At 41.4% G+C, this 25,911-nt stretch carries 13 protein-coding genes; 6 read left to right on the forward strand and 7 right to left on the reverse strand.

Annotated features, from left to right (window positions below):
• Window positions 1-65: 65 nt before the first annotated feature.
• Window positions 66-3,635 (reverse strand): response regulator, encoded by a 3,570-nt coding sequence (locus tag KZC02_RS04370; protein WP_221393000.1) that lies wholly within the window; start codon window positions 3,633-3,635, stop codon window positions 66-68.
• A gap of 335 nt (window positions 3,636-3,970) precedes the next feature.
• Complete coding sequence (locus KZC02_RS04375) at window positions 3,971-4,921, reverse strand: ketopantoate reductase family protein (RefSeq protein ID WP_221393001.1); 951 nt, start codon at window positions 4,919-4,921, stop codon at window positions 3,971-3,973.
• 633 nt (window positions 4,922-5,554) lie between these two features.
• Here KZC02_RS04375 and KZC02_RS04380 point away from each other — a divergent pair.
• Window positions 5,555-6,856 carry a hypothetical protein gene (locus tag KZC02_RS04380; RefSeq protein WP_221393002.1) on the forward strand — a complete coding sequence of 434 codons (1,302 nt, stop codon included), beginning with the start codon at window positions 5,555-5,557 and terminating at the stop codon, window positions 6,854-6,856.
• A gap of 175 nt (window positions 6,857-7,031) precedes the next feature.
• Here KZC02_RS04380 and KZC02_RS04385 read toward each other — a convergent pair whose 3' ends face one another.
• The gene (locus KZC02_RS04385; RefSeq protein WP_221393003.1) at window positions 7,032-8,345 is read right to left on the reverse strand and encodes a gluconate:H+ symporter; all 1,314 of its coding nucleotides are present in this window, start codon (window positions 8,343-8,345) and stop codon (window positions 7,032-7,034) included.
• A gap of 282 nt (window positions 8,346-8,627) precedes the next feature.
• Between KZC02_RS04385 and KZC02_RS04390 the strand changes: the two genes are divergently transcribed.
• The 3 genes from KZC02_RS04390 to KZC02_RS04400 all read left to right on the forward strand — a co-directional run bounded on the left by KZC02_RS04390 (window position 8,628) and on the right by KZC02_RS04400 (window position 18,133).
• The gene (locus tag KZC02_RS04390) at window positions 8,628-12,782 is read left to right on the forward strand and encodes a hybrid sensor histidine kinase/response regulator transcription factor (protein ID WP_221393004.1); all 4,155 of its coding nucleotides are present in this window, start codon (window positions 8,628-8,630) and stop codon (window positions 12,780-12,782) included.
• 297 nt (window positions 12,783-13,079) lie between these two features.
• Window positions 13,080-16,187, forward strand: a complete 3,108-nt coding sequence (locus KZC02_RS04395; protein ID WP_221393005.1) for a SusC/RagA family TonB-linked outer membrane protein — start codon at window positions 13,080-13,082, stop codon at window positions 16,185-16,187.
• A 35-nt stretch (window positions 16,188-16,222) separates the two neighbouring features.
• Entirely contained in the window at window positions 16,223-18,133 is a 1,911-nt protein-coding gene (locus KZC02_RS04400; protein ID WP_221393006.1) for a SusD/RagB family nutrient-binding outer membrane lipoprotein, read from the forward strand.
• A 100-nt stretch (window positions 18,134-18,233) separates the two neighbouring features.
• Here the strand turns inward: KZC02_RS04400 and KZC02_RS04405 are convergent, their stop codons facing one another.
• The gene (locus KZC02_RS04405) at window positions 18,234-19,310 is read right to left on the reverse strand and encodes a hypothetical protein (protein WP_221393007.1); all 1,077 of its coding nucleotides are present in this window, start codon (window positions 19,308-19,310) and stop codon (window positions 18,234-18,236) included.
• 295 nt (window positions 19,311-19,605) lie between these two features.
• Here KZC02_RS04405 and KZC02_RS04410 point away from each other — a divergent pair, with 295 nt between their 5' ends.
• Window positions 19,606-20,067, forward strand: coding sequence for a response regulator (locus tag KZC02_RS04410; protein WP_221393008.1), 462 nt, complete (start codon window positions 19,606-19,608; stop codon window positions 20,065-20,067).
• 118 nt (window positions 20,068-20,185) lie between these two features.
• Here KZC02_RS04410 and KZC02_RS04415 read toward each other — a convergent pair whose 3' ends face one another.
• Together KZC02_RS04415 and KZC02_RS04420 are read right to left on the reverse strand one after the other, a co-directional pair.
• Window positions 20,186-20,386, reverse strand: a complete 201-nt coding sequence (locus KZC02_RS04415; RefSeq protein ID WP_221393009.1) for a hypothetical protein — start codon at window positions 20,384-20,386, stop codon at window positions 20,186-20,188.
• 535 nt (window positions 20,387-20,921) lie between these two features.
• Window positions 20,922-24,110, reverse strand: a complete 3,189-nt coding sequence (locus tag KZC02_RS04420; RefSeq protein WP_221393010.1) for a chemotaxis protein CheB — start codon at window positions 24,108-24,110, stop codon at window positions 20,922-20,924.
• A 654-nt stretch (window positions 24,111-24,764) separates the two neighbouring features.
• Between KZC02_RS04420 and KZC02_RS04425 the strand changes: the two genes are divergently transcribed.
• Complete coding sequence (locus KZC02_RS04425) at window positions 24,765-25,031, forward strand: hypothetical protein (protein WP_221393011.1); 267 nt, start codon at window positions 24,765-24,767, stop codon at window positions 25,029-25,031.
• Window positions 25,032-25,367: 336 nt separating this feature from the next.
• Here KZC02_RS04425 and KZC02_RS04430 read toward each other — a convergent pair whose 3' ends face one another.
• Entirely contained in the window at window positions 25,368-25,826 is a 459-nt protein-coding gene (locus KZC02_RS04430; RefSeq protein WP_229253988.1) for a response regulator, read from the reverse strand.
• Between the last annotated feature and the right edge of the window lie 85 nt (window positions 25,827-25,911).

Below are 25,911 nucleotides of genomic sequence, written 5' to 3' on the forward strand. Positions count from 1 at the left end.
GTTAAATCAAATAGTGTTACTCACAATAGTTAAAAAGAACAGATCTACTGGCGGGATAATTAAGGCTAAACTATCGTTATAATAGAAAACTGGTTAAACACCTGCCGGATATCAGCCATGGTAAAAGGTTTGGAAATAAACTCATCCATACCGGAATCAATAGCTTTGTCCCTGTCCCCAACCAGGTTTCCTGCCGTGAGCGCCACAATAACTACTTCACTTCCAGTCGGTAACAGCCTGATTGCTTTGGTTGCTTCATAACCATTCATTTCAGGCATTTGAATATCCATAAAAATCAGCTTTGGCATCTGGTCCTGACAATATTCAACCGCTTTTTTTCCATTTTCCGCTTCAATTAAAATAGCGAATGGTGCCATTTTTTTAATCATCGTTTTGGCTAAAAACATGTTAACCGGATTATCCTCTGCAATCAGAATTACAGGTTCCTGCTTGTTAATTATATCCTGATTTTTTGGAGGGAGCTGGCCCGCAGCTTCTAATTTTTGTGCAAGCTGTGACAAACACTGCGTAAAATCATTTAGTTTAATTGGCTTTGCTAACCGGTTTGCAATATTTAAAAGATCATAATTTTCTATGATCGTGACATCATCGATCAGGCTGCTCAGCAGTACAATCTTCGGTTGTTTAGCACCCTCCGGAAATATCTCCCATATTTTCCTGATCGTTTCCAGCCCGTCCATGTCCGGCATATTGTGGTCCATCAGGATAATATCATAATCAGGTTTTTCATAGAGTACCTGCAATGCAACAAACCCATTTTCCGCCTGATCGGAATCTATATTTAAATGCCGGAGCATCTTTTCAAGTAACAATCGGTTGTTCGCATTATCGTCAACAATTAAAACTTTTTTGATGCTCCCTGTATTTTTCCACACAGTTTCCTGTGGCCCTTCTTCGGAACGCATTTTCAGGTCAAAATAGAATATACTTTCCACACCCGGCGTACTTTCCAGCTCCATGCGGCTGCCCATGATTTGAAGCAGCTTATTAGAAATAGTCAATCCAAGGCCGCTGCCTCCGTATTTTTTGGTCGTAGAGCTGTCTCCCTGTAAAAATGCCTCAAAAATATTCAAATGGTTTTCCTGCAGGATACCAATTCCCGTATCGCGGACTTTAAAACGGCAGGTAATTTCATTGCTGATCAACGGGTTATATTCCAGAATTTCAACTGTCAGCTCGATTTCACCGGATGAAGTAAACTTGGCTGCATTTCCCAGCAGGTTTATCAGCACCTGTTTCAGCCGGATTTCATCCAGCCACACAAACCTGGGCAGATCTGCCGGAATATTAAGCAGCATTTCCAATCCCTTTTTCTGTACCGGAAATGAGATGATATTAACGGATGCTGTAAGTATTTCTTTAAGGTCACATTTCCGGATATTTAATTCGAGCTTACCAGCTTCAATTTTAGAAAAATCAAGTATGTCAGAAATTACTCCCAGCAATGTATTGGCCGATTCGTTTACAATTCCCAAATATTGCTTTTGGTTTTCGTCCAGGTTTGTTTCCAGCATCAGGTCCGTAAAACCGATAATGCCATTTAATGGTGTGCGGATTTCATGGCTCATATTGGCCAAAAACTCCGACTTAGCTGAATTGGCAAGTTCCGCATGGTTTTTAGCCTGCCTGAGTTCTTCTTTTTTTAGTGTGGATTCCGTTATATCCTGGGTAAACATCATGATCCCGCCAACCTTTCCTTCCGAGCGGTACCACGGCCTTACTTCGTATTTAAGATACTGGTCGTGGTCCTGGCCATGTGGCCTCCATAATACTTCCTCTTCCTTTACAACCGCCCCATTCAGGCAATCCTGGTGTATGTCGTGCCAGTGCTGTGTTACATGCGGAAATAATTCGTAATGCGACAAGCCAATAATATTTTGTCCCTCCAGATCATATTCTTCCAGCCACCTGTTGCTGACAGCCATGTACCTGATTTCCATATCAAACATCGCAACTGCTGCCGGTGCATGTTTTACAAAAGCCAGTAAGCGTGCCCGCTCACCAATCAGTTCCTGTTCAGATTTTTTCTTGGCGTCGATGTCCTGAAGTGCACCATAAAGTCTTTGTATTTTACCAGCTCTGAAAATTGCAACGCCAATGACACGTACCCAAAGATCCTTGCCTTTTTCCGTTACCAGCTCCAAATCAAGGTCAAAGCTTTTTCCTTCTGAAATCGCCGTCTGTGTTGCTTCGGTGATCTGATTACGGCTTTCCCCCTCTTTGAAGAATTGAAAGCCTCTTTTCATACTGGGCTGATAATCAGGAGGAAGCTGATGGATTTGTTTGGTCATATCCGACCAGTTTGTCACATGGTTTTCGAAATCAATTTCCCAACTGCCTACACGGGCCATCTGGTTAGTCTGCAAAAGCATCTCCTGTGTCCTGACCAGGTTCCTTGTAAGCTGCTGGTTTTTGGTTACATCCATGCAGTTTCCCACGACATAATCTAAGCCCGCCTGGTTTTTGACAACTATATTTTGATAGTTCCAGATCCTTTCAATACCGTTTGCATCCACTGTGGTCATCAACCCGCTTGATTTGCCCTCTATTTTAATTTTGAACAAATACCTGTTAAATACCTGTAGGTGACGTGCAGGCATCAGATCTGACAATCTCAGGTTCAGTATCTGGTCAACACTATAGCCAAGAAATGCAGATCCGACACTGTTAATAGTCAAAAACCTGCCTGCCATATCATGCGTGTAGATCAGGCCCTGGGAGTTTTCAAAAATGGATCTGAATTTTTCCTCACTGAACCTTAATTTTTCTTCTTCAATTTTGTCATTAGTCACATTCCTTCCTATCGAAAGGATATTACCGGTTTCTGCCTCAAGTGTTGGTGCCCATTGCAGATTGATATATTCCCCATTTTTACAGCGAAACCTGTGTTCAAGTTTAGCTGTAGATTCTCCGGACAAAACTTTTTCGAATTTAATACGCGATTTTTGGAGATCGTCTGCATGGATGTGTTGCCAAAGCGGTGTTTTGAGTAAAAACTCCTCTTCCGACCCAAGTAATTTAACAAAAGCCTGGTTTATTTTTTTAAAATACCCGTCCCTGTCCAGAATGCAAATCAGGTCATTGGATAACAAAAATAACTTTTCCAGACTGACAATATCCTGACGTTTTTTATGTCCGATAATCAACGACATGACCTGCTGAGCCAGCAGTTTAAGCGACTCTATCTGATATTCATTAAGCTTCTGGGGCTTGGTATCCAAAACACAAATCGTTCCCAGACAATGTCCGGCGGGATCAATGAGTGGATATCCTGCATAAAAACGGATGAAAGGTGCCTGTTTTACATATATTTTATTGCTGAATCTTTTGTCGAGCAAAGTATCCTCAATCATAAGGACGGATGCTTGTTTTATAGTGTGCAGGCAAATCGCATCGTTTTTTTCTGTCTCGGTATTTTTAATGCCGGTTTTTGATTTGATCCACTGCCTGTTTTCATCTATCAGTGTGATGGAGGACATGGGTACATTACAAATCAAAGCGGCAAGCCTGGTCAGCCGGTCATAATCTTCCTCCTCAATAGTATCCAGAATATGATACTGATGCAATGCATTAATCCTTGAATTTTCTTTAATAGCAATGGGTAAGTGTATCATATTTTATATTAGCAACGAACGGAGGAACCAGGGATGCAATAATCAGACAGGCAATTGAATTAACTTAAACAGAAGCAGATACAGGATTTCAACCGGATATTCTCTAATAGATCAGCATGTGTCCCTGGGTTTCATACTGAATGTTAGCATTAACGCAACGTCGAATTTATACTATTAGTTTTTTTGAAAAATAAATTATTCCTTAAACTATATGTATTAATATTACACATATATACGAACTTTCAAGCCGAAATACTACATGTTTGAAAATTTAACATCAAATATTATTGTGTGAACCAATGTGTAGATGAATAACACTTGTTAATATTTATGGATCACCCGTTGATCTGTGATCTGGATATTTCAGATTTAATTTTTATCAGTTCACCCAGTAAAGCTGTTACCGGAACATTTATCCGGTTGTTTACGCTTGCAATTCGAGCTATAGCAAGGTTCAGTGTTTCTATTTCCGTTTCTCGTTTATTTAATATATCCTGGTAAGTTGATATTTTCTGTCCATCTGACATTTTGCTCAGGTTAAGTACATTTTGTACAAGACTATCCATGGTTAAATGAATACTGTTTTCTTCGGCAATCTCAATACACTCTCCAATCACTTTTTTTGCCATTTCCAGTGCCGCTCCATTCCGGTGAAATATTCCGTTATCGGTTTCAAGTAATGGGCAAATGGAATTAAAAACACAATTGCTAATCACTTTTTTCCAGATTAAAGTCTGTATGTCCGCTTCGGAACGGAAAGAAAAAATATCCGTACTGATTTCTTCAACAATTTTGTCGAGAGTGATTGAGGAACCCTTGATAATCCCAACCGGCGATGAAGCTACCGGTTTAAACCTTACTTTGTTTTCTGTAATGGATTGGCTGGTAGCCATTAGTACACACCGGTAAAGTTGGGTATAATCTTTGTCTGTAAAGCTATTCTCAATTTGCAATCCGTTTTGAAGAAAAACAATTGGCGAATGATTTGTTTTTGATATAAGTTTTTCCGCCAGACCCGGATTTCCAAATGATTTGTTGGTTAACAGTATAATCCCGTCCAGTTTTTCATAATGACTTATTGAACTGATCGTTACATCAGCCTGGAAGGTAATGTCATCGGCTTGTACTTCAATATTTTGCTGATAAACATCCTGTTCTTCAACGCTGCCGCGTAAAATAGTAACCTTTCTCCCATGAATGGTCAGCGCCACGGCCAGCGCTTTTGCAATTACGCCATTACCGATAATGAAAATGTGTTTTGAGAAGTCCGTCAAGTTTTCACTCATTTTTTCCACCTTTAATTATACTTAGTAAATGGCAAACATACGGAGGTATTTTGCCTAAGTTACAGGTCAGGCAAAAAATTTTGGATGCTCAATAGCTGCCAGTTTTAACAGGAAGACAATTCAGTAAAATCGAAGATATGTTGATTTCGTTATTCCTACATTAAATTTGATAACCACACGCATATTTGTTTGAATTCAATCCAGCGAAAGCGACTTTGGTATTAAGCCTGATTACCCAATATCTCTTTTTTGTTACCGTTCTGATTGTGTAAAAGCTTTCAGACAGATCATTTTTAGAAAAAAATAATAAACCGTACAACCTTTTCCCTATGAATCTGCCTCTTTAAGACAATTCTGTGAGCGTGCTAATTGAATCACGAAAAATCAGGCAAAGATTTTGTTAATGAATAACCGACCTTTTCACGAATTAATTGTAAGATAGTATTGCTATCGGCAATCGGCAATCATCAAAAATCTCCTTCCATGCTTCAATTTGATAGCCGAATGCTGACGGCCGATAGCAATACATAAGAATTCGTGTTTAGGTCTAATATATACAGCGAACTTTTGGCCTTCACTTCAATTGTGACCGATCAGTTTCCCAATAGTAATTTATAAATGTTTTTATCCCATATGAAAATAAATTTCCTGCTGTTATTGCTCCTTACCTGCAGTTTAAAAGCAATTTGCCAGGATAGTACTGCAATAGTTTTTAAAGAAGAAATTGACTCACTACCACCTGTCCGTTTCATAGACAGATATGAAAACATTTTTATGACCAAAGTCCCGACCAGGCATATGTTGAAAGTCGGCCTCTCACAATATATTCAGTCCAGGCCTTTTGCATTATACAACGATAAGGGCTTCAAGAATTCTAATCTTCAAATTGGATATGAATTTAAGTTTTTACCTGCTTATTCTATTGCCATTTCTGGTCAGATGCCACTATTTGGAAATGCGATTCCAAAAACCTGGATTATTGAGAATATATCCGTCAATGGCCAGCTTCGCTGGTATTACGATATGAAAAAGAGGATAATGGCTGGAAAAAGCGCAAACAATTTCTCCGGAAATTATCTTGCCGCTGAATATATTTATTTGAATAGTAAAACCAATATGAGGGCATTGGGATTGAGAATGGGATTTCAACGGAGATTCCTAAATTCCGGCTTTATAGATTTCAACATCGGACTGCGTAAAGGGCTTCCCATCGCACAGCAGACTCTGTCAGCAGGCTGGGGCATTTTCACAGAGGTTAGTTTTGGATTTGCAATCGGGGATTGGAAAAAGACATCAAATCCTTCAATTTGCCAATTGATCCGGTGCGACCTAAAAACAAAGCAGCATTGGAAAGTTCAGATTCCGGATATTAAGTTTGGACAATTCCAAAAGACATTAGGCATTGGTATTGCTTATGAACTCGCATTGGGAAAATCCCCGCTGTCCCTGAATTTTCAATACAATCTTAATCTTCAGAAGGCCGGCAATTATTTGTACGGATATTTCTCTAATGACTGGCATCAGGGTTGGTTTGCAAGGGATACCAGGTCTAAAGAAGCGTCACAACTTTATTCCATCCAGCCCCGGTACTATTTTACTCAGAAAGCGCAGCAAAGAAAAGGTAAAGGTGGTAATGGATTATCGGGTTTTTATTCGGGTATCAACCTGGAATATGCGATTTACAGAAGCAGTCACATAGCCGAGAGCATATATGATACCCATATAGACGTTTGGACACCAGAATACACGTTCAAAGTAAATAGAAATTATTTGGGAGCAGGGCCACTGATAGGGGTGCAACAGAGATTATTCAAAAATGGGTACATTGATTTTAATACTTCATGTAACTGGGGTCCGAGTAAAGAAATGGGATTTACCTATAATGTGATCAGAGTACGTGCAAACCTGACAGTTGGGTTCAGGTTCGGCTCGTAGGAAAGGCCGGGCATTTTATTAAGGCTATCGTTCAGCCCAGCTGCGCTGTTCAGACCGAGTCGCGCAGACCGGGTCGCGTAGACCGCGTCGCGCAGACAGGGTCGCGCAGACCGGGTCGCGCAGACCGGGAATGCCACTCTACGTTAAACTCATCTTAATCTGTGTGAACCCTTTTTCAACTCAGCAACCAATGCAGCACCATCACACCAGCCAATCCTGTTACCGAAACCAATGTCTCCATAATCGACCAGGTCTTTAAAGTATCCGTCATTGAAATCTGGAAATATTCCCGAAAAAGCCAGAAACCTGTGTCATTGACATGCGAAAACATCATGCTTCCGGCACCAATACTAAGCACCATCAGGTTGGGATCTACACCGGTCGAAATAAGTAACGGAGCCACAAAACCGGCAGTGGTAATACCTGATACAGTTGACGATCCCACACAAATCCGGATAAGCGCTGCCATTCCCCAGCCAAGGACGTAAGGATGCAATGTGGAATGTTCCATCATATCAGCGATGGACTGGCTCACTCCCCCATCCGTAAGCACCTGTTTGAAAGCACCCGCTCCGCCAAAGATCAGAAAAAGCATGGCTACGTCCTTAATGGCGTCAGTTAGTAAATTGGTCACTTCCGGCATAGACTTTCCCTGTCGCAAACCGAGCGTAAAAGAAGCCAGAATTACGGCCAGAAACATGCTGATGATAGGTTCTCCAATGAAAAGTAAGGTCTCTTTTAACCACGAACCCGTTAAAAACGGGGTTACTACCGCACTTGTGCCAATCAGGATCAGTGGAAACAGGAGCGTCAGGAAACTTGTGGTAGTCGATGGCATTTTATCGTGGTTCATCTCCGGTGCGATGAATGCCGGGTTGGGTAGATTTTTATACTTTTTCAGCGTCGACCCGAAAAGTGCTCCTGATATTAGTATCGCCGGTATAGCAATGATGATTCCATAAAAAAGCGTCGTACCCATCGATGCGTTGAATTGTTTTAGAATCGCCAGCGGAGCCGGATGAGGCGGCAGATATCCCTGTGTAACCGATAGCGATGCCAACATCGGCAAACCAATGTACAGTGCAGGCAACTTGTAACGATATGCCACAGTGATAACCACCGGCGTCAGCAACATAAATCCAACGGAATAGAATAGAGGTAAACCAACAATAAACCCGGTTAACATAAATGCCCACCGTGCATTGGAAGTCCCGACCAATTCCATGAGTTTAAAAGCAATTCGTTCAGCAGCGCCGCTTTGTGCAACAAGTTTGCCCAGCATCGCCCCTAATGCGATGATAGCCGTTATTGAGCCCAATGTGCCTCCGATGCCTTTTTGGATGGAATCAACAATGGTCAGAGCAGGAAGTCCAAGCGCTAAACCAACACCCACAGTTACGGCTAGAAAAGCAAGAAAGGTGTTTAACCGCACGATAGAAATAAGCACAATCAGTGCTAAAATACCAATGAGTGTAAAAGCTAAAGACATTCGTTTGTTACCGTTTTTGAAATATCTACTCACCTGAGTTAAGTAGCTAACAAGCCGGAGAATACAACTAATCTACTTAAAGGTGCTATTTTAGTTTTTTCCCGGTTTCCAATCCGCAGAGTAAAAATCAGATTAAAATGCGATACCGGGAGACGTTGATTGATCTTTTCGAATGTAAAGTATTAATATGACCTAAATTGAGTAATTAATGGCTCCTATTACTTGAACGGAAGGCTTCAGTTTGTAAAAAAAACGTAAATTGAGGTCAGGTAAAGTAAAAAAATGCTAGGTCTGCTCAAAAGATTACTTCTGATTTTAGGCATCACAATTATTCCAGGAAACATTCTGGGGCAGTCCGGTCAATTTCGATTTCTCAAATTAGATGTCAAAAATGGTTTGTCCAATAACCATCCTACCTGCTTTTTACTTGACAGCCATGGTTTTAGGTGGGTAGGTACCAATTCCGGACTCAACCGGTATGATGGTTATAATTTTAAAATATATAAAAACGACCACAGCGATACTACAACTTTACGCAGCAATAGTATCCGAGGCCTTTGGGAAGGGCCGGGAGGTAAAATATGGGTGGGTTCTAACAATGAAAATAGCGTATATGACCCGCTCACCGAGAAATTCTCTGCTCATTCAAGTTCTGAACTAAAAAAACTTGGAATACCACCAGGTTTTATCCGGATCGTTCATAAACATAAAAACGGAAGTTTCTGGTTTGCACAGGACAACAATGGCTTGTATGTATATCCGTCCGAAGACAGCCACAAAGCTGTTCACTTACAACACTTTGCAAACGATTCCGGTACAATCTCCACCAACGACATCTCGGCGATAGACCATGACCCGGATGGAAATCTGTGGTTGCTGCACAGGAACGGGATTCTGGAAAAGATCAATCCCCAGACGCTGAAAGTCATTTGGCGATCGGATTACCTCGCAACAAAACACAAAAAGAGGCTGCTTAACTATGGTATTACTATTGATTCCGATGGTGAATTATGGTTGTATGCGCTACGGGAAAATCTGGGAATCTATCGTTTTAATCCTACTGACCAGTCTTTTAACTTTTATAGTAAGGAAAGTGGCAGTCCGCGTTTGAATTCTGATATTATACAAGGAGTGGTGCAGGACAATCAAAAAAGAATCTGGATCGCTGTGGATCACGGCGGTATAAATCTTATTGATAAAAAAACCGAAACGATCAGGTATATCCTGCCCGATGAAGATGACAAAAACGCAATAAGCCAGAATACGTTTAACGCCATTTACAAGGATACAACAGGAGTCATCTGGCTGGGCACTTATAAGGATGGCGTGAATTATTATCATGAAGATATTTTCCGGTTTCCGCTGGTCAAGCACAAGCGGGCTGATACTGGAAGCCTGCCTTACAATGATATCAACAGATTTCTGGAAGACGAAAAGGGCAATATCTGGATGGGCAGCAACGGCGGAGGGCTCATCTATTACGACAGGCAAAAAAATACATACAAGCAGTTCCTTTACAACCCGGCCGATCCTGGCAGCGTGGGAAGCAATGTAATTATCAGCCTGTTTCTTGACCGGAAAAAGATACTCTGGATCGGCACTTATTTTGGAGGACTGAGCTCGTACGACGGAAAAAAGTTTACCACATACCGGCACAACCCATTGGATCCGGGTAGTTTGTCGCACCATAGTGTATGGGAAATAATGGAGGATTCGAGGGAAAATCTTTGGATTGGTACCCTCGATGGCGGGCTGGAATTATTAGATCGCAAAACCGGAAAATTCACGCATTTCCCTGCCAAAATTCCTAACTCGGTACAAGATGCCTACATCAGTGAAATTACAGAAGACCATCTCGGGAACCTGTGGCTCGGAACCTCATTCGGCGTTGATGTCCGGGATATGAAAACAGGTAAGTTCAACAATTATCATCATGATCCGCTCAAACCCGGATCTATCAGTAACAATACCGTTCATGCCATTCTGCAGGATTCAAAAAAACGAATATGGATCGGTACACAGGACGGCCTCAATTTGTATGATCCTGTTAAAAAGCAATTCAGTATTTTCAGGCAAAAGGACGGCCTTCCACATAATTCAATACTTTCTATTGTAGAAGATGCATCGGGTGATCTGTGGATCGCTACACCGCACGGTTTGGCCAGGGCCCGGGTTTCAGATTCAAAAACGGATCTGCATATACAATTCATCAATTATGACGAAAGTGATGGACTGCAGGGATCAGAGTTCACAGAAAATGCGGTACTAAAAACACATAACGGAGAACTGTATTTTGGTGGTGCAAAAGGTTATAACCACTTCCTGCCCAGCCAGATCCCACCGAAATCCAATTTTGGGAAGGTGGTAATTTCATCACTTTCGATTTTTAACAAAAAGATACACGTCGGTGATAAGGTCAGTGGCAGCGCTATCGTACTTTCCAAAGCAATATCGGAAACCAAGAAGATTGTATTGCCGCATAGTGCTAACATTTTTGCGCTGGACTTTACGGTACTTAACTTATTTCACCCCCAAAAAATCCAGTACATGTACAAACTGGAAGGCTTTAACAAGGATTGGGTACGGGCAAACGCAACATCCAGAACGGCATCTTATACCAATCTGGATGCGGGAACCTACCTGTTCAGAATAAAGGCTTCCAATGAAAACGGTGACTGGAATAATTCAGAGACTTCGCTGCAAATTGTGATACTGCCACCCTGGTGGAATTCCATCATAGCACGGGTATTTTATATTATCCTGTTTGTTGTGTCATTATATTTGGCTGGCAGGGCGATACGTAATAAGGAACGGGAAAAGTACCTGATCGAACAGGAACGAAGGGAATCCAGACAGTTGCGGGAAATAAACGATGTAAAAATCAAGTTTTTTACCAATATGAGCCATGAGTTCAGAACGCCGCTGACGCTTATTTTGTCTCCCCTGGAAAAAATCCTTAAAGACAGCCCTGAGTCTCCCCATCAGAACCAGATGCAGCTTATGCAGCGCAATGCCAAAAGGTTGTTAAACCTGGTCAACCAGTTACTTGACTTTCGAAAGCTCGAAGTCAGTGGTATTAAGTTCAATCCCACAACCGGTGACATTGTCAGATTCGTGAAAGAAGCGGTATCATCTTTTACTGATATTTCCCAAAAAAAACAGATCGAATTGTCTTTTTATTCAGACCTGCAAACCCTAAACGCATCGTTTGATGAAGACAAACTTGAAAAAATCCTTTTTAACCTTTTATCCAATTCTTTCAAATTCACTTCTGAAAATGGGAAAGTGAATGTTGAACTGAATTATGCCAAATTGCCGGACGCCACTAATGATTCCTGGCTGGAAATAAATGTCCGCGATACTGGTATTGGCATTCCACAAAATAAAAGAGAGAAGATTTTCGAGAGTTTTTTCCAGAATGACATGCCCGCGTGTCTGCTTAATCAGGGAAGCGGGATTGGGCTCTCTATCACAAAGGAATTTGTGAATCTTCATGGCGGGACGATTACTGTAACCAGCGAACCTGGCGAAGGCAGTTGTTTCAAAATAATGCTGCCGGTACTCAACGCAAATTCGGTTGCCCCACTCCCATTCGAACCCGTTTCAGCTATTGCAGAACCAGTTTCGGAATTGACTTTACCAAACTTGCAAAAGCCCGGGCAAAATCAGGAGTTGCCTGTTTTGCTATTGGTTGAAGACAATGAAGATTTTCTTTTTTACCTGAAAGACAATCTCAAAGATGTATATAAGATCATAGAAGCCAAAAACGGAGCCGAAGGCTGGAAAAAAGCCAGCGAATTTATTCCGGATCTTGTTGTAACGGACGTGACCATGCCAGAAATGAACGGTATCGAACTGGTGAGAAAACTTAAGGGAGACGAACGAACCTTACATATCCCGATAGTACTGCTGACGGCTAGTACCTCTCCCGACCAGCACCTGGAAGGATACGAACTCGGAATTCATGACTACATAGAAAAGCCGTTCAATTTTGAGATTCTTCAATACCGGTTATCCAATATCCTGAAACAGCAGGAAACGGCGCGTAAAACATTCAGCCAGCAAATTGCTATTAAAGGACGGGATATTGCGATTAGCAGCCGGGACGAAAGTCTGGTCCGGAAAGTAATAGCCCTTGTGGAAGAAAATATTGGCAATCCCGATTTCTCGGTGGATGCACTCAGCCGGGAAGTAGGAATGAGCAGAATACATTTATACAGAAAGCTCAATGCCATATCCGGTAAAACTCCGGTTGAATTTATTCGTGCCATACGCATGGAACGTGCCACAAAGCTTTTGGAACAAAGCCAGCTAAGTATTTCCGAAATCGCTTACCAGGTCGGTTTTAACAACCCCAAATATTTCGCAAGGCAATTTCGCGAAGAGTTCGGTGAACTTCCATCGGCATATCTCAACAGGAAGAAAAACCGCGATTAATCCTTTTGCTTCCTGCATCGGCCTCAATTAAGTCCATAAAAATCCTTCATGTAACTTTTGATACCATACAATGTAACATTTGTACCCTACAAAATCCTGTGTACTTCTTATTTTTGCGACAATAAATGTATTTAGAATATTATTTTACACAAACACGTATAATCAGTATATTATTCCGAATTAAACCTATTATCAGAATATTTATACATATATCAATTTGAAGTCAAAATTAAATACATTCTATAATTTACCCTTTACCTATAATACCAAATTCTTTTACCTAACTAATTTAATCTTATGAAAACACATGTATTAAGCTTGCTGTTACTGCTAAGCTTTTCGGGAGTCTATGCACAGACACAGATTTCCGGAAAAGTATTGGGCGGAGCAGGTAACCCTCCTCTCCCGGGTGTTACTGTTGTTATTAAAGGAACAAAAACCGGTACTACCACCGATTCGGAAGGAAAATTCAGTATTGCCGCTGCCGGGGCAAACACTATCCTGACTGTTTCTTATATCGGTTTTGTAAAACAGGAAATCGAAGTAGGTAACAAAACGTACGTTGACATTACGCTACTTGAAGATGCAACCTCACTTTCAGAAGTTGTGGTAACTGCGCTTGGTATCCAGAGAGAGAAAAAATCTTTGGGCTATGCGATACAGGAGATTTCAGGCTCAGTATTATCAGATGCCAAAGAAACCAATCTTGCGAATGCTTTTACCGGTAAAGTAGCAGGTCTGCAGGTAGTTCGTTCAAGTAACGGTGCCGGCGGATCTTCCAAGATCGTGTTACGTGGAAATACTTCTCTTACAGGAAGCAATCAGCCGCTTATTGTTGTGGATGGTATTCCGATTGACAACTTCACAGGAACCACTGAAAACGGTTACTGGGGAGCAGGGCTGGATCTGGGTAACGGCCTTGGAGACATCAGTGCCGAGGATATTGAAACGATGAGTGTACTGAAAGGGCCATCTGCCGCTGCATTGTACGGTTCCAGAGCTGGTAACGGGGTAATCCTGATCACTACTAAATCCGGACGCAGGCAACCGGGCCTTGGTATTACCTTTTCTTCCACATTGGGAAGCGAAAGTATTTTTATCAAACCCGAACTCCAGAATTCCTTCGGACAGGGTACCGAAAATATTTTCAACGCAATGAGCACCACAAGCTGGGGCCCAAAGGCAGAGGGACAAACTGTTACTAATTGGGATAGTACACAAGCTCCGCTGACTATTCATGACAACGTGAGCCAGTTTCTAAGAGCAGGTTCCAGTCAGAATTACAGCCTTGGCCTTCAGCAGCAATACGGTTCAACGGCGGTTTTTGCATCTCTTAATTACCTGGAAGACAAAAGCATTATCCCGGGCAACAAACTCACCCGCCTCAATTTTACTTCAAAAGCTACCACCCACTTTGGTAAAGACAGCCGCTGGACGAGCGATGTAAAAATGTCATACAATAATACTTCCGGTTATAACAGGCCAATTAACGGCAGGGATAACAGCAGTGTGTTCGTACTATATATGTTGCCAAGAAGCCTTGACATTGCCGATTTTAGTGCCGGTACCAACCAATTTGGAAACATGTTGTGGTATCCGGGCGCTCCTGGTTCACAATCAAATCCTTACTGGCTAAGTAAATACAACCTCAATAATGATTCAAGAAACCGTTTCATCATGAACGGGTCGTTGAAATATGCATTTACCGACTGGCTGGATGCAGAGGTGAAGGCCGGAGGGGATTTGTATACCACCAATACGGAAAGTAAAACCTACGCAGGCGGGCCTCTTTCCAATTCTTATTCTATGGGCAAGCAAACTTTCAGCGAAACCAATTATAGCGCCTTGATCAAAGGTAGAAAAGATGAGGTAATAGGATTGCTTGGAGGTACATTCACACTGGGTGGTAACCTGATGCAACAGAAATACAGCTCATTAACAGTAAATACCGGTGCTCTGGAAGTTCCAAACCTCTTCACGCCTACCAACGCTGCGGGTGCTCCTTCTGTTTGGCCGGGTTACAGCCGTAAAAAAATCAATTCCATATATGGTTCGTTGGGCTTAAATTATGGCGGATGGATATTTCTTGATGTAACAGCCCGTAACGACTGGTCATCTGCTTTGATTGAAGAAAACCGTTCGTATTTCTACCCTTCGTACAGTCTGTCCTATGTATTTTCGGATATGCTGGATAAAATGGGAACCAGTTTGCCGCAATGGTTCAATTATGCGAAACTGCGCGGATCTTATGCTACAGTGGGTAATGACCTTGCTCCGTATCAGTTATACAATGGTTATAACATTTCCAAAGATCCACTGAGTAATACGATCGCTGTAAGACAATCACTTCTGAAAGATTCAGGCGTAAAAAGCGAACTGATCAAAAACCTGGAACTGGGAGCAGAACTGAAATTCTTCAATAACAGGTTAAGACTCGATTTCACCTGGTATAAATCCAATGCAACACGTCAGCTGATCGACATTCCAATGGATCCGATGAGCGGGTATTCCAGCATGAAAGTGAATGCTGGAAATATCCAGAACAAAGGGATAGAGATCATGGCAGACCTGGGTATCCTGACCAACCCTAACTCGGTTAACTGGAATGTAACGGCCAATTTCTCCAAAAATGAAAACAAGATCATTGACATTGCCAGTGGTTTGGGTGTAAATGAATACCAGCTGGGCGCGTTTGATGATTTATTTATCAGAGCAACAACCGATGGTTTGTATGGTGATATTTACGGAACCAAATTCCTTCGCGTTAAAGATGAAGCCAGCCCTTATTTTGGAAAAATGCTGCTTACGGCTGCCGGGCTTCCACAACGCGATGCAACCGTTCAGAAGCTGGGAAATCAGCAAGCCAAAGGACTGCTGGGTATTTCCAACAATTTTTCATACAAAGGAGTTGGTTTGTCTTTCCTGATTGATGCACGCCTGGGCGGTGAAATATTCTCAGCCTCTAACGTAGGGCTACAAGGTGCCGGTGCAGCCGCTGTTACTGCTCCTGGTGGAGAAAGGCCTGAATTTGTAGTTGATGGTGTTGTTTTGGGAGAGGGAGGAACCCCAACCCCAAATACAGAACCTGTAACGCAGCAGCAATACTGGGGTACAGTTGCTACCCTGAATAACCTGGGTGTTGGCGAAGCTTACATATATGATGCTACCAATGTGAGGCTAAGAAATGTAATGCTAAGCTATAGCCTTCCGAAAAAATTGCTTGGTAGTACCTTTCAAAAAGCAAAAATCAGCGCATCCTGTAACAACGTATGGATGATATCAAGTCACCTGAACGGGATAGATCCGGAGTCTGTTTTCGCCACCGGCACCAATGCTGTTGGATTTGAAAACGGAGCATTTCCTACCATGCGCTCTTTCCTTTTCTCGGTTACACTGGGTTTCTAATTCACCAATCAGGCTATTAAAAGATATTAATTAATATGAAAGCATTTTTAAGAAGGGCGCTAATGCCCGCTGCGGCGCTGATGTTGTTCACAACTGCCTGCAATGATTTTGACGAAATAAACGCTGACCCTTATCTGGCCACAGAGGCGCAGGTGCAGGTTGAGTATTTTATTAATGGCTCTATTATCGGGAGCCAGATGGATCCGCATATAGCAGAAAGGATATTCGTTCTGTACTGGAAAACGGCCGGCCGGCAACAGGCTGGCGGTGGAATTGCAACGGGAGGTTATAACGACGGCTGGTCAAGTGATTATTACGGCAGCGGTTACCTTGGAGGCTGGCTGAACAGCATTTATGCAGCTGTACAAGTGGCAGAAAAACAGATTGCTGCCGGAAACATTAAGGAATATACCGGTAATCTGTTACAGGTTGCACGCATCTGGAGAGTATATCTTTTGAGTGAGCTGACTGACAATTTCGGGCCTATTCCTATCAATGGTTTCCAGGGAACTAACCCGGAGTTTTCCGACGAAAAAACAGTTTACTATTATTTACTGGATGAGCTAAAAGACGCTTCTTCAAAACTGGACCTGAGTGTAAGCAGTGGTGATATATCAAAATATGATCAGGCTTACGGTTTCAATTATGCAAACTGGCAGAAATACGCCAACTCGATGCGGTTAAGGCTGGCCATGCGCCTTTCGGAAGTGGACCCGGCGAAGGCTAAAGCTGAGTTTGAAGCCGCAGCAGCCGGCCCGTTGCTTATGCAATCAGACGAAACTTTTCAGGTTGCTGAAAAAGCAGGATGGGATGCACTGACCGGAGTAATGACCAGGGAGTGGAACTACTTTCCGATTTCGGCTACTATTAATAACCTGTATCTTGGATTAGGTGGCATAAAATCGGCCGATTTGGTAAAACCAGCTCAGCTTCCGTTCATAAAAGCGCAGGATTATATCGGGCTAAAATTCGAAAACCATTTTACTACCATGACCAATGACCCGTCTGCGGGCTATTGGATGGATGGACTTCCTAATACCATAGACCCACGTGCTTACAAAACATACATCATCCCGGGTGATTACGACAACTCCGATTTTAACTCCTACCCTTCGTGGGACAATACGGCGAAAACCACAATAAGAACCCTGGTCGATGCTACGGGAGCAACTGTCAAAACACTCGATGCCAGGTATACCTGGAATGCACCTGCCAACGGAGACTGGGGTGCCAAAGGAGCTAAGAATAACATTTGGAATTTTAACGGTACTATTCCGCGTCATGGCCAGCAATTCCGTAACAGTGCCAATAAAAGAATTTACTTTGCTTCATGGGAAACTTACTTCCTGCTTGCGGAAGCAGCTGTCAGAGGATGGACTGTACCAATGAGCGGACAGGCTGCATATGAGGCAGGTATTGATGCAAGCTTTGCATATTGGGGTGTTACCAGTTTTGCAACCCAATACAAAGCCTCCGCGGCTTACAACAAGGTTGGAACATCTGTCAGCTGGAACCATATCACCGAGCCTCCTGCAACCTATTCTGTGAAATTTAAGGATGGATATACAAATGCTGATGGTACAGTGACCAAAGCATATCCGACAAACAATCTGTACAAAGGCGGCGCTGTAAAGAACGATCTGCTGACAAAAATTATAACGCAGAAGTTTATTGCTCAAACACCCTGGTTACCACTGGAAGCATGGAGCGACCAACGCAGATTGGGATTACCGTTCTTCGAAAATCCGGCAGTTGAAAATCCACTCGTTAATATGCCGGATCTTAACAGCAGCAATTATATGACATCCAATGTCAAATTTTTTCCTCAGCGTTTGAAATATCCTTCCAGCCTGCCTGCAAGCAATGCAAAAGGTTATGACCAGGCGCTCAACTTTTTAGGAAGTGCCGATGGCACGCTTACACCTTTGTGGTGGGCTAAACATTAATTAAAAGCGCCTGCCTGTTTATCATTTTTTGACCCAATGTTTGCCCGATAATTTGTATTCGGGTAAACATTGGGTTTTTACTATACGATTTTTTCCCAACTCATTCTCTTAGCTCTTTATCAAATCTCCTTCTTGCCATACCGATTTCCCAGTAGTACGGATCAGGCCAGCTTGCATCAAGCGCATTTTTACCTGTATACCATATTTTCAACTCTTCGCCCTCAATGAGGACAGATGGAAAACTTGCTGTAAAACTGTCCCATGAGCCGCTTGCCCCTCTTTTGAGAACAGGATTATTAGCAGATTTCTTCCAGCTTATACCATCTTCTGAGAAGGCGTAACCAATTTCCTGTCCGTTTAAATCTACCTTGTTTACCCCGCCATACCACATGTGGTAGCTGCCGTCTGCATATATCACATGTGGGTCCTGAACCGTTTCGGCATCCCAGCCTGTTCCGGTTGTCATAACAGGGTTGCCTTCGTACTTTTTCCATTGAATTCCATCATCTGAAATAGCCAGGCCAATATTAACTTTACCATCTGTCGGTTTGCCGTTCACAGAAACATCATAACCTGCATACCACATTTTATATTGGCTGCCAACTTTAATAACGCTGGGCCCTTCAAGAAATCCGTTATCCCATTCATCGGTACTACCCACAGTGAGCACAGGCCCATTCTGATATTTGTCCCAGTGGATACCATCCTGTGAAACTGCATAACCAATGTTGTACCGAAAATCATTGAATGTCTGGCCGGCATACCACATTTTGTAGCGCTCCTTTGGATCTGCTTCTTCATCCAGTAAAACAGAAACAGTTTCTACACCCAATGAATCCCACTGTGATCCGGATACATCCAATACCGGATTGGTGGTATATTTTTCCCATTTTATTCCATCGACAGATGTTGCATAACTGATCCGCGATCTCAAAGTTTCATCGGGTAATACCGCTCCGCCACCGGTATACCACATTTTATAAACATTCCCTTCCCGAATTACATAACCGTCACTGATGGCATAAAAGTCATAGTCAGGAAACTTTCCACGCTCCAGAACGGGCAACGGATGCTTCTGCCAGACAGCAGCCGGAATATCCGGATTACCTGGCTTTTCACAAGCAAGCAATCCACAGGAAATTATTACAGGAGAAAAATACTTTACCAGATTTTTCATCAGACCGGGATGTATTAAATTCAAACAATATTTCTTTTTTAATTTTTTGGCAAGAAATCCTTTGATACGAAAAACCTGCCCGTTAAAAGTCCATAAAGAAAGACGATAATTTATAAAATATCATTCCTGCCATCGGTAACTTATTTTCATAACAAAACACCTGATGAAATCAATATTATTTATGTAGAAACTGGTAAATCAAGCCTGTTAATTACATACTTTTGGCACGTACTGCACGTTAAAACCCTACGAGTTTGCCGCCTTTGTAATTTCAATAAATTAAAATCCAATTTTGATGACTGATATTCTAAGTGACCAAAGTTTGTATACTGCCCCTCCCAAATGGGTTCTGCTCGCAGACGATGATCCGGACGATATTTTTCTTTTTCAGGAAGCCTTTGAACAGACCGAAAGCGAACTGGAACTGAAAATAGCTAATGATGGCTATGAAGTTATAGATGCCATGCAGCATTCCCGGTCGCCCGACCTGATATTTCTGGACATTAACATGCCGCGTATGAACGGATTTGAGTGTATTCAGGAGCTGAGCGCTTATTATGACTTTGTTCCTATCATTTTCTTTTCAACACATCAGGGGGAAGATCTTATCAAACGGGCCAAAAAACTGGGCGCTTCGGGCTACATCAAAAAACCGAATTCATTTGAAGTGTATAAGTCGGTGTTATCAGAAGTCCTGAAAACGGATTGGAAAGCACGGCCGAAAACCGATTTTTATCTGAGAGTAGAAAATGACTAGTGAAGTATTAATTTCAACAGCAGAATTGCGATAATTATGCGGATATGACAATAATTGTTTTGTAAAAAAATACAAAGATCCGGATAGTGAGGTAAGACGGTCTATGGGAAAATCAGGATTATTTTCCATGCCTTGGAGCACTTTCAATCTGATTCTGGCTTTCCCATTTTTGGTAACTCTGAGCATCAAATAAGTTCTGATGACTCAATATATAAGTCCTAAGGCCCATGTCAATGCGGTGAAGGCTTTCCTTGATCTCCTTCAATTTAGTATTTGCCGTCTTCATACCTGTTTTATTATAGGGTAAAGTAGTTGTCATTATTTTCACAGCCGTCAGGCAGTCAAATCTGGTAAATAGCGGATTGGATCTTATGTGTGTGAAGCCGGGTAATAGTGATCTTAAATGTTCTTCCTTTTTATAAAGCTACACTTAAAATAAATTGCAAACAAATTGTGTAATTGTTTGATAATCAATATTTTGTAGTAATTTAATTAATGTTTTTAGCCAAGCTTGTAGACATACTTTTTGACTTATTGTAAACAAATGCCCTGATCCCTTTAAAACGGCATTTCGGAATTTTTATATTTTATAATGTTTTATTAAAATATTATTGAATTTACACACATTTACTTCTTTGGCTTTTACAAAAACAGTACTGATAGCCTCTATCCGGCAGATAAACCCTAAAAAAAGCAAAAAACTTATTTCATTGATAATAATGTAAACTGGTGTTATCCGCATAAATAGTAATCGGGATTATGATGACTTTATAGGTCCCCGGCACATAGAATACCGACCCGAAAGCAAAGTTTCAGCCATTATTAACACCTAACAAAGCCTGCATTTTAAAGCATCAGTTATTGAATTCGGGATTATCACTGAAATAAATTGTAAACAGGCTTCCCTTCCCAGGCTCACTTTCCACAACGATATGCCCGCCGGTAGAATCGACTATGTTCTTAGCCAGATATAGTCCAATACCCTGGCCTTCCACATCAGTCTGTAACCTGCCATATTTACTAAAAATCTTGTCTGTACTATTTTTATCCATGCCCCTGCCATTGTCACGAACTGACAATAGTACCTGGTCTGCTTCTCTTGCAGTTTTAATATGAATCAGCGGCGACTGGCCATTTCTGAATTTGACTGCATTTGAAACCAGGTTGTATACAATGCTTCTGAGGTTCTTTTTTGAGAACAGAATATGCGTGACTTCCAGATCTTTGTGGATGACAGCTTCGGCTGCTATAATCTTATCATTGAGGCTCCATTCAATATTACTGATCATCTCGTTGATATCGACCAGCTCGGTGGCTATTGTATTATTTTCAATTTTGGCGACCGCGGAGATATCAGTGATAAGTGAACGGAATTTTTTAATAGAAAAATCTATAATGGATAAAAATTCGTTCACCTCGGGATTACCTGACTGGATTCCGTTCATAATAGCAATGCTTGCTTCAATACTGCTTAATGGAGCCAGCAGATCGTGGGACGCAGTATGCACAAAGTTATCCAGGTCCGAATTGATACGCAAAAGGCTTTTGTTTCTTTTATCAAGCTTCTGCTGAGCTATTTTCAACTCTGTAATGTCATTAAATGTAATAATCGCACCGTTTGTTTTTTCATTCGCCTGCTCAATGTAAGGCATCGTCATGACCTGGAACCATTTGCTTTCGTGCGTCTCTATTTCTTTTAGAATAGTAGTCTCCTTAGCAAGTACCTGCCGGATGTCTGCAACGATCGTTTCAAATTTAAAATTGGTAGAAATATGGCTTAGCGGCCTTCCAATATCACTGTCCACCAGATTGATCAGCTTTGCAGTTCCGGGTGAAAACTTCATTAATTGCAGCTCTTTGTTAATAAAGAGCTGTCCATTGATATTACTTCGGAAATAGTTGTTCAAATCATCATTGAGCTCGATAAGCTCCTTATTTTTAAGCTGATAATCTGTGTTGATCGTATGGAGTTCTTCATTGACAGACTGCATTTCTTCATTGGTGCTTTGCATTTCTTCGTTGGCCGACAGCAGCTCTTCATTAAAAGACTGCATATTTTCATCCAGACTGTATAGTTTTTGCTCGGAGCTGGCCAGCTCTTCTTTCAGATCTTTTACTTCCTGCTGCAGTGTTCTGATATACTCGTTAAAATACATGGTTTCATCGAATACCGGCTCATTTTCCTCTGGCTTATAATTTTTATTCTCATGGATCCTGACGACTATAAACCCGTTCCTGCGTCCTTTAAAAATCATTGGGCTTACAGATAAGTTTACCTCGATAACTTTATCGTCCTGCTGAATCTTGATTTCATTAACATAGGCAGTTTCATTGTCCAGATTTACTTTTCCAATCAATATCCTGAAAGCAACAGCCAGAGGTGGCGGCAAAAGTTCGGTTAGTTCCAGCGTAAGAATTTTCTGGAGGAGAAATTTGGTGGTATCGCCATAAGTTTTGATAATCCTGTTTTTATCATCAATACACACAACCAGATAGTCCAGGTCTTTCAGTATTGTTTCAATGGCTGCATCAGACATGGTTTTGTCGGTATTTTTATAAATATTCCTCTTTGAAAGATCGGGCTCCGCAATCTTTTGTGCTACCTGGGGTAATGAAAAAGCATCCAGATTGACAACAGAGTTGGAAGCCAGTTTTTTATAAATCCTCCATTTTTTGTGAATTATTTCAAGGCTGTCCAGGATTGGTACCGGGTTTTCGCTCGATCCCAGAAACAGGTAACTATCCTGTTTCAAACCAAAAAGCAGCATCAGGTAAATCTTCTTTTGCAAAGCCGCGTTCATATAAATCAGCAGGTTACGACAGCTGATAAAATCCATATGACAATAAGGCGGATTCTTTACCAGGTCGTGCTGCGCAAAAATCAACATCTTACGTATTTCAGGTTTTACTTTATAGTTGCCCCCTTCCTTCAAAAAAAACTTTTCCAGTCTTTCAGCACGGATATTTTTCGTGGACGCAGGTGTATAAACGCCCTTCGCTGCGTGGGCAAGTGCAACACTATCAAGGTCAGTTGCAAATATCTTGACAACCACATCTTTTGATTTGACTGTTAAATACTCACTGACAAGCATGGCCAGTGAATAAGCTTCTTCTCCTGTTGCACAGCCGGTTACCCACATCCGGAGCTCCCGTTGCGGCGCCAGGTTATCAATGATCCCTGGCAGTACCTGATGCTCTATAAAATCAAAAGCTTCCGGATCCCTGAAAAACGCTGTAACGCTGATCAAAAAGTCATTGGCCAGAGCTTCCAGTTCCTGGGAATTTCCGTTTATGAATTCCAGGTAATTTTCCAGTTTGTCAAAATTGTTATAAACTGCCCTTCGTTTGATCCTTCTCTGGATAGTTGAATGTTTATACTCTGAAAAATCCAGAGGCAGGTACAGGCTTATGAGCCCGATAATTTTAACCATATTCTGATCGTCCTTCATGTCAGCAGCCATCAGCTCAGTTTCCTGCCTGACATAATCTTCAATGACACCAGGCATCATTTCCGGTTCAAGGATGAAGTCGATCATGCCCGTTGCAATGGCATTTTGCGGCATGCCGGCAAATTCGGTTGTTTCCGGAATCCTTGCTATTACCATCCCTCCTGCCCTTTTGATAGCTTTTATACCTTCACTACCATCATTACCAAGCCCGGACAAGATTACACCGATTGCCTTGTGGCCGCAATCTGCTGCAAGGGACATAAAAAATATGTTGACTGTCAAATGCGGGCCACGGATATTTTCCTTATCGGTTAAGCGCAGCCTGCTATCCTGGATAGTCATAAACTTATCATTCGGGATCAGATAAACCTGATTGGATTTTACGATCATCCCTTCCTCGGCCTCCTGTACCATCAGCTTACTATGCCTGGATAACAACTCGGCCATCCTGCTTTTAAAATCAGGGGATAGGTGCTGGACAATGATATAGGAAACGCCGTCTGTAGGCGTGTGATCAAAAAAAGTATTGATTTCTTCCATACTTCCGGCAGAAGCGCCAATGGCAATAATGTGGTGTGGTTCTTCTGTGAACATAGGTAAGATTAAATTAATTGAGGGTATCGAAATAATTTGATTAATTATATTCAAACATTGTCACATTCAAGGCTTAGATTCCCTAGCATTTGACTATGATTCAATTGCTGTATTTAAAGTATAGAGCATAAATACTTAAATATTCAGGAGTCATATTACATATAACTTATTGATAAAGAACCATATTAATGCAGATTTGACTATCTATACGCAAGGTAACTATATTTGGCTTAGTTCTATATAGCCTAGTAACTTATTCGTATCTTAATAATTTAAAATCAAATATTTATCGAATTACAGATCATAAATAATCAATTAATGCTGGTACACAATAATGCATTTTGGTTTTATAACCAGATGTATTTATGAATTAAGGAAGGCAAAAAAAGAATTCGTTTGTGAACAAGAGAACAGTGGCTTTGTATAACTCCGATAATCTGATGCTGTGGCGCTGAATATTACCCGGCCATATTAGTCAATAAAAAAATCTTGTCGGTTACAAATAAATTTATATTTTTGTAATATTAATACTATAATCAAAGCAACAATTATGAAAGGGTAAAATACGCTCCGTTTTATTGTTGCTTTCAAATGGTTATCCGGGCTTCGGTCTGTTAGGAACTTAACGTTAATCTTAATTTACTCCTATCACACATGCAGAAACGTTTGCTAAAAGTAATCCAGGCATTAGGCCTGAACACAGCCACAGAAGATATTGTACTTATTCTTTACAATTATCCCCAGATTTCCTCAGAGTGGCTCATCAGAGGTAAGGGTTCCATGTACCTAAGTGACCCGCAATCAAACGAAGAAGCACTGGCCGGACAGGTAGACGCGTTAGCAGCTATGCTCAGACAATCCCTTCAAAAAAACCAGGTTTACGAGGCTGCATTGGGTTTGCGCAGTAATATGAACGGTTAATCAGTTGTACTTATCCAACAAATCCAGTACCAGGAGATGACCATTTGAGTAGGCATACAAAACGCCTTCATTTTACTTTGACACTGAAAGAAAGTCCTGATAAGTATGCCACAAATTATACTATTCAGCTTAAGCAAAATGGGAATCCCAGATACTGAGATTCCCATTTTTCACTACCATGTTATAATTTCCTCAACTCAACGACCTAATATTACATAGAATTATTTTACCATGCAAGTAGTTGCAATTCTATTTTAAAAATAAATATAAAAGGGCCATATGATAAGGTATTGCAATAGCATATAGAATACCCAGTCAATTAAATTTCACCTGTGATCATACAGCCGGGTTCTGATTATTATTTAGGTAAAAACCCAACTGATAGTTCTGCCAGTCCGTTAATAAAACTTCCTTGACCGCAGTGATGTAACTCGGAAGACTGGATGGTTTTACAACATACCCAGTTGCACCTAACTCTTCTGAAAGCTCAATATAACCTGTATCATTTGACGTGGAAAGCATAATTACCGCTACGGACTTTGTTCTGGCCCTAATTTCGGCCAGGCATTCGAACCCGTTCATGCCCGGCATGTTGATATCTAAAAATACCAGGTCATCCGGTTCCATTTTATCCAGGTAGCGGATAACTTCAAACCCGTTTTTTGCTATCTGCAAATGGATGTTTATCTGAAAATCTTTGATAGACTCCCTGAAAAGGAAGATGTCGTCCTCATCATCGTCTGCCAGTAAAATAGTGCGGGTTTGCAGAATGAACGATTCGCTAAAAATATCCACAGTGGTTTTTAAATGTTGTGTTATAAAAAACGGCTTAAAGAAAAGTCCGGAAGTGCTGGTTAAAGATAAAACAAATGGCCGGCTT

The sequence above is a fragment of the Dyadobacter sp. NIV53 genome (assembly GCF_019711195.1).
Classification (GTDB): domain Bacteria; phylum Bacteroidota; class Bacteroidia; order Cytophagales; family Spirosomataceae; genus Dyadobacter.